The following is an 11,819-nucleotide window of genomic DNA, read 5'->3' as shown; positions in this document are numbered from 1 at the left end:
TTGCGCTAAGTCACACTCATCAGGCTTCTAAACTTAAAGGGAATCACCTGCTGTTTCCTCATGAGGATGTGATTATGAAAAAGTATCTGACCCTTGCTATTATCGCTGGCGTCCTGGCAACTGCTTCATTCTCTGCCATGGCCGTTCAGTCACTAACCCAGAGTACCGACACTAGCCAGCTCCGTCCTGCAGGCACCGTTTCAGTTAGCCGTGCCAGCAACCTTGACGATCTCCAGGCTAAACTTGCCGAAAAAGCCCGTCAGGAAGGTGCAAAAGGATTCGAGATTAATTCCGCCAGCGGCGATAACCATATGTTTGGCACCGCGACCATTTACAAGTAACCCCACTACACTCCAACACACTGCATCTGCCGCACAGATGCAGTTCTCTTTTTCCTTCGCCTTGATTGTTCATTTTTTAACCCCATAGTAAACGTATGGCTTAAACCGATTTTGGGAGGACGCTATGGCTTCCGGCTGGGCAAATGACGACGCTGTTAACCAACAGATCAACAGTACTATTGAAGATGCGGTTGCGCGCGCCCGCGGTGAAATTCCGCGCGGCGAAAGCTTAACGGAATGCGAAGAATGCGGAGAACCCATTCCGGAGGCGCGCCGGAAAGCCATCCCCGGCGTAAGGCTTTGCATCACTTGCCAGCAACATAAAGATTCAAAAAACTCATCATATTCGGGATATAATCGCAGAGGTTCGAAAGACAGCCAGTTACGTTGACTTTCCTTTACCTAAGTTAACCTCGCAGGCCCATACCTTTACGCTCACGATTTTTAACGAACCGCGTGGCAAAATGTGCCCTTCATTTCGCTTCTGTAAAGCGCATCAACAAGAAGTGTAAATCGCCAGTTTGAATTTATTAATATTCAATAAGTTATTTGTCATTCAGTTTTTTTGAGCAACCACGTCAATTCTCTTCGATTTTATCCCTCGCAAAAAAACGTGATACTCATCACATCGACGGAACATCGTCTCCTTAACAGAAACACCTGCGAGAGATTAATTATGAAAACCATCAAATATGCTGTAGCTGCTGTTGCCCTGTCCGCTCTATCCTTCGGCGCTTTCGCCGTAGAGCCAGTCTCTTCAACTCAGGCACAGAACATGAACAAAGTCGGTGTGGTGAGTGCTGATGGCGCGACCACGCTGGACGGTCTGGAAGCCAAACTGGCTGAGAAAGCCGCTGCTGCCGGTGCAAGCGGATACACCATTACCTCCGCTAACGGCAATAACAAGCTGAGCGGTACCGCGGTTATCTACAAATAATCGCCTGAACGAATGCTGTCCCCTCGCCAAACCCTCTGGTGAGCTGCTCCAACCCTCATTGACCCTGTTGTTTGTTACCCTTGCTTGCCCGTCCGCCACTGGACGGGCTTTTTTTTTAGTTAAAAAGACTGCGCCACGCGTGCCAGCCCGGCTTCTACCGTGTCCACTTCACCGGTTGCCAGCAAACAGCAGGCCATCTGCAGCTTGATCGAATGCGGAACAGGAACTTTTCCGGCAAGGCACTGCTCAATCCAGTGGGCTGTAGTATGGGGATCTTTTGCCTCAGGCAATATCACACCGCTATTTTCCTCCCCGCGTTCCAGAATGGTGCGCGTACCTGCAGAATCAATCAGCATCACCTGCGGGCAACGCTGTGGGTTCGCATAAACCTCACCTTCCGTGCCGTGCATCAGTAACGCCCTTCCACCAATAGCCGCAAAGAACTGACCCACACGCGCCACGTATTCCGGGTGCGAGACGCTGGAAAGACGAAGGGCGGCATCTTCGCCAAACGGTGTGGCCAGCTTCGCCAGCGTGTGCGCGCTGTTGCGCACGCCCATGCGCCAGCGCATATCGAGCTGCTTTTCAAGCGGCGGGCAAAGTGTGCCAACCGGGATATAAACGGGCTGATGGCCATCCAGCTTCGCCTGCGCCTGACCGGCATGACGCGTTGGCTCGATGCCCAGCATCCCGAAAATGGTTTCCGTCAGTACGCGAGTGGGGTCTTCACTAACCCCGTGCACCACCACCGGGAACCCCAGCTTGTGTAATAAAATAGCGAGAAGCGGGGTTAAATTTGCCTGCTTGCGCGCGCCGTTGTAGCTCGGGATTACGATCGGCATGGGCTTTGCCACAGGCGGCGTTAAGCGCAGCGTTTGCGCCTGCATGGCTTCATAGAACCCGCGCATCTCCGCCTCACCCTCCCCTTTGATACGCAGCGCGATCAGAATGCCCCCCATTTCCAGGTCGGGGACGTCGCCCTCAAGCATGCGGGTGTAAAGTGCACGCGCGGTTTCATGGTCCAGATCGCGGGCATGATTTTTCCCACGCCCTACCTCTTTGATAATTTTGCGGTAATCCACGACTTCTCTCCTGACAGCATCATCTTGTTAACAATATAGCCCTGATGATTGCCCGGCCGTTAGTGTTTTATCCCCTAACCCAATGCTCTGTTTTAATGAAAAAAAATATATACAAGCAATTTTTCAATTATTTGTGATTTCTGCAGAAGATTCTTAGACATGTATTTTTTGATTAAATAACCAGCGGAAAGTCTTCCAGGGTCAACGGTGAAAACGTCCAGGCAACGTTCGCACCAGTCACATATCAGGATTCACTATGAACAAGGTTGCTTTAGGTTTATTCATCGCCGCAGCGGTGGGATGTTCTGCATCCGCATTTGCGGCAACAAACGGTGAAGGGCAGATCAATTTCACCGGAGAAATTATTGATTCAGCGTGTCAGGTGGTTAATGGGTTAAGTAACCCGTTAAACGTTCAGTTAGGCAAAGTATCTAAAACGGTATTTACCGGGGCAGGCTCTACCAGCACGTTAACGAAGTTCGATATTCAGTTAAAAGACTGTCCGGAAACCGTTACCTCTGCAGCGATTAACTTCGGCGGAACGCCGGATGCGAATAACAACGCAACGCTGGCATTAACGCCGGATGTGGATGCGGCAACGGGTGTCGCTATTCAGCTGGTTGACGCTTCTGAGCAGCCGGTGAGTCTGTACACCCCTTCTCAGCAATATCCGTTAGCCTCCGGTACAGCAGTTAACGACCTGATATTCGGCGCGCGTTATATTCAAACTGGGGCCGCAATTACCGCAGGTCCGGCTAACTCCGTTTCGACCTTCACCGTTATCTATAACTGATATTATCAATCCTGAGATATTAACGCGGTTATACGCGTTAATATCTCTTATCTTATTGAGAAATATTTATGCGCCACGGTTATTTACTGAGCACGCTTTTACTGGCGGCCTCTACTGCACATGCAGGTGTCATTATTAATGGCACACGTCTGATCTACCAGGGAGAGAAAAAGGAATCGTCTCTTGGTCTTTCAAACCCAGATGCAACGGATTATCTGGTACAGTCCTGGGTCGACTCTGGCGGTAAAAACCTGGCCAAAGCGCCGTTCCTGATCACCCCTCCTCTTTTCCGTCTGGATGCGAAAGAAGATAACGTTCTGCGCGTTGTACGTACGGGCGGAAATTTACCGGAAGACAGGGAATCTCTGTACTGGTTAAATATTAAAGCGATCCCATCATCAAAGCACGTCGAAGGTGTGAATACGCTACAAATTGCCATTAATACGCGTATTAAATTGCTTTATCGCCCGTCAGCAGTAAAAGGCAGACCAGAAGAGGTGGCCGATAAGCTTGAATGGCGCCGTGAAGGTAATGAACTGGTGGTGAATAACCCCACGCCTTTCTTTATGAACTTCCAGACCGTCACGCTGAACGGTCATAAAGTAACAAAAGCCACCTGGGCGGTCCCGAAAACGGAAACGCATTTTGCCTTGCCTGGCAATATCGGAGGCTCAACCGTCACGTATTCCATTATTACTGATTACGGCAGCATCAGCCATACCTGGTCGAAAGCCGTTCGTTAATACTATCCCCCGGTAATAAAATAATCATGTACAGCCATAAAAAGCCGTTTACCTGCCGAATTTCATCCCTGCTGGTCATTCTCTGTGGCCTGGCACTGGCGATCTTTGCGCAGCAGGTTATGGCTGATGATTATTTTAACCCCGCGCTGCTGGATATTGATAATCCGCAACAGGGTAAGACCGATCTGTCGGTTTACGAAAAAGGGCCAGGGCAGGCACCGGGGAAATATCAGGTCGCTATTTTTATTAATAATAATAAAATTGATACCCGCGACGTCACGTTCACATTGCATAAAGGTTCACACGGCAGCAGTTCACTTCAGCCCTGCTTTAGCCTGAATGATTTAAAAAGCCTTGGGATCAAAACCCAAAAATATCCGGCGCTGATGGCAAAAGGCCAGTGTGCCGATTTAACCGCCATCCCGGCAGCCTCCACGTCGTTTCACGTTCGCAATCAGCAGCTGCTGCTCAGTATCCCTCAACTGGCCCTGGGCCAGGTTCCACGCGGCTATATCGACCCGAAAGAATTCGACGAGGGGATCACCGCAGGTATTCTCAACTACAGCGCGACCGCCAGCCAGAGCCATGCGCGACAGTCGGGCGAGCAGAATAACAGCAGCCAGTACGTTAACCTGCGTCCCGGGTTTAACGTTGGCGCCTGGCGCGTACGCAACTACTCCACGTGGAATCGCAGCACCCAGGGCAAGGAAGAGCAGCAAAGATTCTCTTCCGTTTATACCTATGCCCAGCGCGATATCGTGGCGATGAAAAGCGATCTCACCGTTGGACAAAGCTCTTCGCCTTCTGATGTTTTTGACAGCGTACCCTACACCGGCGTGGAGATTAAATCCGACAGCGACATGCTGCCGGACAGCGAAAAAGGCTATGCGCCCATTATTCGCGGCACCGCACACAGCAATGCGCTGGTGATGGTTCGCCAGAACGGCTACGTCATTTATCAGAACACGGTCGCCCCCGGCGCGTTTGAAATTAACGACCTTTACCCCACCGGCAGCAGCGGCGATCTGCAGGTCACCGTGAAAGAGACCGACGGCAGCGAAAGCCATTTCGTAGTGCCATATGCCTCCGTACCAGTACTGCAGCGCGAAAAAAACCTGCGCTACAGCGTGACCGCCGGGCGGTACCGTTCCTACGACAAAGACGTCGAGAAAACTCCGTTTGCCCAGGGCAGCGCGATTTACGGCCTGCCCTTTGGTTTTACCGCTTACGGCGGCATACAGCAGAGCAGCCACTATCAGTCCCAGGCGCTCGGCGCCGGGAAAAACATGGGCGATTTAGGGGCGTTCTCCATCGACGTCACCCGTGCGAAAGCCCTGCTAAAGAAGCTGCAGTCGAGTAAAGGCCAGTCCTGGCGCGTGCGCTACAGCAAAGATTTTGCCGGTTCAGGCACCAACTTCTCGCTCGCGGGCTATCGCTACAACAGCAAAGGGTTTTACACCCTGGAAGACACCATGGAGTCATATACCCGCTCTGACGACTGGTCTGCCCCCCAGCAGCGCCGCGCCCGAACCGAGGCCACCATCGACCAGACGCTGCCCGAAGGCTGGGGGTCCGTCACCCTGAGCATGGTGAAAGAGACTTACTGGAGCCAGAACCAGGACATGACCTCCATGAGCGTTAGCTACAACAACAGCTGGCACGGGGTGAGCTACAGCCTGAGCTACAGCATGAACAAGAACACCCAGAACAGCGATGAAAACGGCGACGAAGTGACGAACGACAACCAGTTCTCACTGAGCGTTTCCGTGCCGCTGGACCACTGGATGCATAACACCTGGGCCACCTACAACCTGAACAATACCAAAGACGGTACCACGCAGAATATCGGCCTGAACGGCACGGCGCTGAAGGAAGACAACCTGAACTGGAATATTCAGGAAGGGCTGAGCAGTACCGGCAGCGGTAACTCCACCAGCATGAACGCCGATTACAAAGCGACCTATGGCGAAGTGAGCGCAGGCGTCAGTCAGGATAAATACCAGCAAACCGTGAACGTCGGTTTGCAGGGCGGCGTGGTTGCCCATGCGAACGGCATCACCCTGAGCCAGCCGCTCGGTGAGACCATCGCGCTGGTGAAGGCGCCAGGAACGCACGGGACGCATATCACCAACCAGACGGGCGTTAAGACCGATTTCCGCGGCTACACCGTCGTACCATTCGTCACCGCATATCGCCATAACACCATTGCGCTGGATACCGAAACGCTGCCGGATGATGCCGACGTGACGCACGCGGCGCAGGTCGTCACCCCAACGCGGGGAGCGGTGGTGCGCGCCAGCTTTAACACCCGCGTGGGCAATCGCGTGCTGATGACGCTCACGCACAACGGTAAACCGCTGCCCTTCGGCGCGACGGTGACCACTGAGGATAAGGACAGAGAATTTATCGTTGGCTCAGATGGCCAAACGTACCTCTCCGGCCTCCCCGCACGCGGAAAACTCTCCGTTGCGTGGGGTGACAATGCCAGCGAACAATGCATCGCGCAGTACACGCTGGCTGAAGAGAGAGCTAAATCCGGCATTATTACCGCTGCCGCAACATGTCAGTAATGCACTGGCTGAGACGAAAGATGATGCAAATCGTTAAACAGAGTTTTTTATTGTTAGTGCTGGGAATATCCGCATTTTTCATGCCGCACGCGAAAGCGTCATGCACGTCACCGGATATGCCAAAGATGATTGATGTGGCCTCCATATCGGTACCCACCTCGCTGGCCGTTGGCGCAACCATTCCGGGTTCAGAACAGACGGTACACGTTGCCGGGAATTGCTCCAGTACCTACAGCCCGGGGATGGAAATAGTGGCTTGCTATTATGGTTCCGGTTCAGAAATAGCGGGCCTGCCGGGCGTGTACGACTCTGGTGTCGCCGGGATTGGTATCGCCCTGATGAACGATCAGGGGCAACGCATCCAGGGGGCCGGTGGCGTCCACTGTGATTCCCGGAATACGCCGGTGGGGTATCTCTCTTCAGATGGACAGCTCTCGTTCAATTTTGACGTGACTCTGGAGCTGGTGAAAACCAGCTCCACGGTGTCCTCAGGTTCGCTTTCTCAGGCTCAGACGGAGTTTGGGCTTGGCGTTTACAATCACGAAGGTTTAGGCAGTCCGAACACCCTTTCCTATTCAGGAAATATCACGTTTAACGAAGTCACCTGCTCCGTTTCGCCGAAAAGCCTCACCGTGACGCTGGGCAATTTCCCTGTCAGCGACTTCACCGGGACAGGAACTCTGACGTCGCCTCAGACGTTCGACATTACCGTTAACTGCAATAACACCGTACAGCCTCAAGTGATGATCACCAGTGCAAACGGCTATGAAACAGATTTCCCTGGCGTCGTAAAACTGACTCAGGAGAGTGGCGTAGCAACCGGCGTGGGAGTGCGCATGATGTTCGACGGGGAAATTGCCAACTTTGATACTTACAAGAATACGGCGGCAGTTGCACAAGCGAACGTTCCGCTGGCGATCCCGTTTGAGGTCGCATATCAACAAACGGCAGCCAGCGTCACCCCCGGGACAGCAAACAGCATTGCCACGATTACGTTGGGATATAAATGAAAAAAATCACCTTGTTACTACTGGCAGGCCTTCTCACGCAGGCTAATGCCGATGAGATCGCGATCCAGATGAGAGGCAATATCATCGCCAATACCTGCTCGGTAGACAGCCCCAGCCAGAATTTGACCGTTAACCTGGGACAAGCCGCCTCCAGCGATTTTAAGGATGTGGGGGATACCGGGGAGTGGAAGAATTTTGACCTTACGCTGTCCAAATGCCCGTCCACCACCACGCTCGCCACCGCGACCTTTAACGGCCAGGCAGACAGCGCACACCCGACGAAATTTGCCAGCACGGGCAGCGCCGGCGGGCTGGCTCTGGAGCTGGCAGACCGCCTGGATCGCATTACCATTGCCCCGCAGGCGAGCTTCAGCGCCCTGGTTAATCAAAGCGATCATACCGTCGATTTCCCACTTGCCGCACGCTACTACGCCACCTCCATGCCGGTGAGCGCGGGGACGTTCAGCAGTGTGGTACAGGTGACCTTCACTTACCAGTAGGACCGCGCCCCTTAGCACGGAGGCTTTTCCTGCGCCCGGCGGTCAGTGTTGCCGGGCGTTTTTTTACCTCGGGCACTTCTGGCTGTTCAATCGGAAAGATCGGCAGCGCGTTTAACAAACGTTGGCCGTAATTTTTGGTGAGTAGACGTTTGTCATAAATCACCACCTCCCCCCAGCAGCCGTGGCTACGGATCAGACGCCCGACCTGCTGAATGAGGTTAAACGACGCCGCAGGTAAGCTTTGCACCTCAAAGGGATAGCGATTGAGGCTTTTCAACCACTCGCCTTCGGTGATGACGACCGGGCTGTCGATGGGCGGGAAGGCAATTTTATGAATATGCACCTGCGTCAGGTAATCGCCCTTCAAATCCAGACCTTCCGCGAAGGACTGCAATCCCACCAGCACGCTGCGCTCGCCGTTATCGATGCGTTTGCGGTGCGTTTCCACCAGCCGGTAGCGCGGCTGATCGCCCTGGACCAGCAGTAATAAACGCAGATCGGTGACGTGCTCCAGGAAGCGCTGCATCGCGCGCCCGCTGGCAAACAGCACCAGCATGCCGGGGTATTTTCTGCTCTCAACCTGTTCACGGAAGTAGGCCGCCATTTCCGCAATGTGCTGCTCTTCGTTGTCGATCAGCGGCTCGAATTTCATGCGCGGGATCACCAGCTTCCCCTGCTCGCAGTGGTTAAACGGCGAGTCCAGCGCGACAAAACGATCGCCCGCTTTCTCTTTAAGCCCGCTCATTTCCTGCAAACGCGAAAAACTGTTCAGGGAGCGCAGCGTGGCAGAGGTGACCACCACGTGCGGCACGCTGCGCCAGATCAGCTTTTCCAGCTGATCGGCCACGCGGATGCCCACGCAGTGGAAAAACAGATGGACCTGCCCGTCCCGCACTTCGCGGGTGGCCCATTTGGTGACCGGCGCGCCGGACGCCTGCGCCATCGAGGCGAGCCGCCAGAGCTTGCTCTGCGCTTCGAACATGCCCAGCGCACGGTTCATTTGCAAAAGAATACGGTGCAGGCGAACAACGTCATGCGAGCCGGTTTTCTCGCTCAGATCGTTTAAGAACATCTCCGCCAGCCCGCGCAGCTTTTCCAGATGCTTCGCCAGCTGCTGGCAGATCTCCATCACCTCTTCCGGCAGCTCGCCCATCGCAAAGCGGTGTTCTGCCTCCTGAGTTGCGGGAAGATAAAGATTCAGGATGTTGTTGAGCGATGAGATCAGACCGTAGACCTCTTCACAGTGGTCGCTCAGCCGCTCGGGTACCGCCAGCGGCGGCGTGGTTTTCGGGCGGAACTGCTCCATGCAGGTGGCGACAAGCTTACAGAACAGATCGAGCTGCAGGCGGAACCAGGGCGCGGTAATTTCGGCGCTCATCTCCAGCGCGTCCCGCGCCACGTCCGGCAGGTGGTGGCCTTCGTCGAGCACCAGCAGCAGGTTTTTCGGCTCCGGCAGCACCGCTTCGCTCTCCAGCGCCGCCATCACCAGGGCGTGGTTAGCCACAACCACTTCGGCTTCCTGAATTTCGCGCCGGGCGACAAAGAACGGGCACTCGCGATAGTAGTGACAGTTGCGGTTCAGACAGCTGGCTTTGTCCGTGCTGAGCCTGCGCCACAAATCGTCGCTGATGGCTTTATCGGTGTGATCGCGCAGGCCGTCCCATTTATAGCCATCGAGATCGCCTTTCAGCGTTGCGCAGAGCTCCTGCTCGGCTTTGTTGTTTGGCGTGAGATCGTCGTCGAGGAACGCCAGCAGATCCTGCTGCGACGCCTCGCTGCTGGCAAGCCCTGCCAGGTTACGCGGACAGACGTAGCGACCGCGACCAAAGGCGGCCGTAAACCGCAGGTCGGGGATGATTTTGCGCAGCAGCGGTAAATCTTTGCTGAAGATCTGATCCTGCAGCGCCACGTTGGCGGTGCTGACCACCAGCGTTTTGTCCTCTTCCCGCGCGATGGCAATGCCTGGAATGAGATACGACAAGGTTTTCCCGACGCCGGTCGGGGCTTCAATCGCCAGATGTCGCCCGTCGTCCCCGGCGAGCGTTTTTGCCACGTCAGCAATCATCTGCCGCTGCGGCGCTCGGGGGATAAAATCGGGGATCTGCTGTTGTAGCGCCTTATACCATGCGCCAATTTGCGCCTTGAGCGCAGCGGTTAAAGCCATCGGAAAACCTGAAACACTGTATAAACAGCCACTATTGTGGCACTTTCTCTTCGCTGCCGCAAAAAGAAAAGCCCGGCTTTACGACCGGGCTTCCAGATTACTGCGGGTTAGCAGGCTTGCGCGGGCGGCGTCGGCGCTGCCCTTCCCCTGCCGGCTTGCCTTCGCCGCTGCGCCATGGATTGTCACCGGCCGGTTTGCTGTCGTTGCTACGACGCGGCGGTTTGCCCGCTGACTTCGGCGCGCCGCCTTCGGCACGACGCGGCTGCTGGCCGCGACCACCGCCGCCCTGACCGCGACCGCCCTGGCGACCGTTCTGAATCGGCTCGGCTTTGATCGACGGATCCACTTCATACCCCGGGGTTTCGATACGCGGGATCTCTTTCTTCAGCAGACGTTCGATATCGCGCAGCAGCTTGAGCTCGTCCACGCAAACCAGAGAGAGCGCTTCGCCGGTTGCCGCCGCGCGGCCGGTACGGCCAATACGGTGCACGTAGTCTTCCGGCACGTTTGGCAGCTCGTAGTTCACCACGTGCGGCAGCTCTTCAATGTCGAGGCCACGGGCAGCAATGTCGGTCGCCACCAGCACGCGGATGTCGCCAGACTTGAAGTCCGCCAGCGCACGGGTACGCGCGCCCTGGCTCTTGTTACCGTGAATGGCGGCGCTGCGGATGCCGTCTTTATTTAGCTGTTCCGCCAGGTGGTTCGCGCCGTGCTTGGTGCGGGTAAAGACCAGCACCTGCTGCCAGTTCCCCTGACCGATCATCTGGGAGAGCAGTTCCCGCTTGCGCTTTTTATCAACAAAGTGAACGTGCTGGGTCACCTGCTCAGAGGCGGTGTTGCGACGCGCCACTTCCACTTCCAGCGGGTTATGCAGCAGCTTTTCCGCCAGCGCCTTGATCTCGTCGGAGAAGGTCGCGGAGAAGAGCAGGTTCTGACGACGCGGCGGCAGCTTGGCCAGCACGCGGCGAATATCGTGAATAAAGCCCATGTCGAGCATGCGGTCGGCTTCGTCCAGCACCAGAATTTCAATGCTATTGAGCTTCACCGCGTTCTGGTGTTCCAGATCCAGCAGACGACCCGGCGTTGCCACCAGCACGTCGACGCCGCCGCGCAGCTTCATCATCTGCGGGTTGATACTGACGCCGCCGAACACCACCAGCGAGCGAATGTTGAGATAGCGGCTATAGTCACGCACGTTCTCACCAATCTGAGCCGCCAGCTCGCGAGTTGGGGTGAGGATCAGCGCACGAACCGGACGGCGGCCTTTGGCGTGCGGCTGATTTTTTACCAGCAGCTCTAACAGCGGCAGCGTAAAGCCCGCGGTTTTACCGGTGCCGGTCTGGGCGCTGGCCATCAGGTCACGGCCCTGAAGAACGGCGGGGATCGCCTGCTGCTGGATTGGGGTTGGCTCAACGTAGCCCTGCTCTGCGATCGCGCGCAGAATTTCCGGGTTCAGGCCAAGGGAATCAAAAGACATAAAAACTCCGAACCGCCCCGACCATCACAGGTGTAGTTTTCAGGGAGATATAACAATTAGGAGGACAAAAACCACAATGTCGCGAAGGGGCGGAGTGTAGCAGCTTTTGTGACGTGGCGCATAAAATATCCCTCCGCGTTCCCTCGACGTAAGCGTGAATCAGGCATAATCTTAATCAATCGATTGATTAATTTTTAATGCC

General features: G+C 55.2%; 11 protein-coding genes. 8 read left to right on the top strand and 3 right to left on the bottom strand.

Going from position 1 to position 11,819, the window contains the following annotated elements:
* Nucleotides 1–74 precede the first annotated feature (74 nt).
* From mcbA to ybiJ, 3 genes are all read left to right on the top strand, one after another.
* Nucleotides 75–341 (top strand): DUF1471 family periplasmic protein McbA, encoded by a 267-nt coding sequence (gene mcbA / locus AC0TNG_RS21515; RefSeq protein ID WP_024908715.1) that lies wholly within the window; start codon nt 75–77, stop codon nt 339–341.
* Nucleotides 342–465: 124 nt separating this feature from the next.
* On the top strand, nt 466–732 hold the full coding sequence (locus AC0TNG_RS21510; protein ID WP_024908716.1) for a DksA/TraR family C4-type zinc finger protein: 267 nt from the start codon (nt 466–468) through the stop codon (nt 730–732).
* A 285-nt stretch (nt 733–1,017) separates the two neighbouring features.
* Nucleotides 1,018–1,278: a DUF1471 family protein YbiJ gene (ybiJ, locus tag AC0TNG_RS21505; RefSeq protein ID WP_023310874.1), complete on the top strand. Its 261-nt coding sequence runs from the start codon at nt 1,018–1,020 to the stop codon at nt 1,276–1,278.
* Nucleotides 1,279–1,397: 119 nt separating this feature from the next.
* Here the strand turns inward: ybiJ and ybiB are convergent, their stop codons facing one another.
* Nucleotides 1,398–2,360 carry a DNA-binding protein YbiB gene (gene ybiB, locus AC0TNG_RS21500; protein WP_024908717.1) on the bottom strand — a complete coding sequence of 321 codons (963 nt, stop codon included), beginning with the start codon at nt 2,358–2,360 and terminating at the stop codon, nt 1,398–1,400.
* 256 nt (nt 2,361–2,616) lie between these two features.
* On the opposite strand from ybiB, the gene AC0TNG_RS21495 reads away from it, so the two are divergent.
* From AC0TNG_RS21495 to AC0TNG_RS21475, 5 genes are all read left to right on the top strand, one after another.
* Complete coding sequence (locus AC0TNG_RS21495) at nt 2,617–3,153, top strand: fimbrial protein (RefSeq protein ID WP_024908718.1); 537 nt, start codon at nt 2,617–2,619, stop codon at nt 3,151–3,153.
* Nucleotides 3,154–3,221: 68 nt separating this feature from the next.
* Nucleotides 3,222–3,896: a fimbrial biogenesis chaperone gene (locus tag AC0TNG_RS21490; RefSeq protein ID WP_024908719.1), complete on the top strand. Its 675-nt coding sequence runs from the start codon at nt 3,222–3,224 to the stop codon at nt 3,894–3,896.
* A gap of 26 nt (nt 3,897–3,922) precedes the next feature.
* Nucleotides 3,923–6,466 carry a fimbria/pilus outer membrane usher protein gene (locus tag AC0TNG_RS21485; protein WP_473713081.1) on the top strand — a complete coding sequence of 848 codons (2,544 nt, stop codon included), beginning with the start codon at nt 3,923–3,925 and terminating at the stop codon, nt 6,464–6,466.
* A 23-nt stretch (nt 6,467–6,489) separates the two neighbouring features.
* Nucleotides 6,490–7,476 carry a fimbrial protein gene (locus AC0TNG_RS21480; protein ID WP_061715711.1) on the top strand — a complete coding sequence of 329 codons (987 nt, stop codon included), beginning with the start codon at nt 6,490–6,492 and terminating at the stop codon, nt 7,474–7,476.
* Nucleotides 7,473–7,976, top strand: coding sequence for a fimbrial protein (locus tag AC0TNG_RS21475; RefSeq protein WP_024908722.1), 504 nt, complete (start codon nt 7,473–7,475; stop codon nt 7,974–7,976). The genes AC0TNG_RS21480 and AC0TNG_RS21475 overlap by 4 nt, the downstream gene beginning before the upstream one ends.
* Here the strand turns inward: AC0TNG_RS21475 and dinG are convergent.
* Together dinG and rhlE are read right to left on the bottom strand one after the other, a co-directional pair.
* Nucleotides 7,963–10,140 carry an ATP-dependent DNA helicase DinG gene (dinG, locus tag AC0TNG_RS21470; protein ID WP_473713080.1) on the bottom strand — a complete coding sequence of 726 codons (2,178 nt, stop codon included), beginning with the start codon at nt 10,138–10,140 and terminating at the stop codon, nt 7,963–7,965. The genes AC0TNG_RS21475 and dinG overlap by 14 nt on opposite strands.
* A gap of 97 nt (nt 10,141–10,237) precedes the next feature.
* Nucleotides 10,238–11,617, bottom strand: a complete 1,380-nt coding sequence (gene rhlE / locus AC0TNG_RS21465; RefSeq protein WP_473713079.1) for an ATP-dependent RNA helicase RhlE — start codon at nt 11,615–11,617, stop codon at nt 10,238–10,240.
* Nucleotides 11,618–11,819: the final 202 nt, after the last annotated feature.

It is taken from the genome of Enterobacter sp. PL_is514 (assembly GCF_055816715.1).
The sequence above is the reverse complement of the archived record's forward strand: the minus strand, read 5'-3'. Positions and strand labels throughout refer to the sequence as shown.

What these genes read in the sequence shown, in the direction of transcription:
- rhlE (WP_473713079.1), bottom strand. Translation starts at nt 11,617, where the DNA reads ATGTCTTTTGATTCCCTTGGCCTGAACCCGGAAATTCTGCGCGCGATC.
- AC0TNG_RS21475 (WP_024908722.1), top strand. Translation starts at nt 7,473, where the DNA reads ATGAAAAAAATCACCTTGTTACTACTGGCAGGCCTTCTCACGCAGGCT.
- ybiJ (WP_023310874.1), top strand. Translation starts at nt 1,018, where the DNA reads ATGAAAACCATCAAATATGCTGTAGCTGCTGTTGCCCTGTCCGCTCTA.
- AC0TNG_RS21485 (WP_473713081.1), top strand. Translation starts at nt 3,923, where the DNA reads ATGTACAGCCATAAAAAGCCGTTTACCTGCCGAATTTCATCCCTGCTG.
- AC0TNG_RS21480 (WP_061715711.1), top strand. Translation starts at nt 6,490, where the DNA reads ATGCAAATCGTTAAACAGAGTTTTTTATTGTTAGTGCTGGGAATATCC.
- mcbA (WP_024908715.1), top strand. Translation starts at nt 75, where the DNA reads ATGAAAAAGTATCTGACCCTTGCTATTATCGCTGGCGTCCTGGCAACT.
- AC0TNG_RS21510 (WP_024908716.1), top strand. Translation starts at nt 466, where the DNA reads ATGGCTTCCGGCTGGGCAAATGACGACGCTGTTAACCAACAGATCAAC.
- AC0TNG_RS21490 (WP_024908719.1), top strand. Translation starts at nt 3,222, where the DNA reads ATGCGCCACGGTTATTTACTGAGCACGCTTTTACTGGCGGCCTCTACT.
- dinG (WP_473713080.1), bottom strand. Translation starts at nt 10,140, where the DNA reads ATGGCTTTAACCGCTGCGCTCAAGGCGCAAATTGGCGCATGGTATAAG.
- AC0TNG_RS21495 (WP_024908718.1), top strand. Translation starts at nt 2,617, where the DNA reads ATGAACAAGGTTGCTTTAGGTTTATTCATCGCCGCAGCGGTGGGATGT.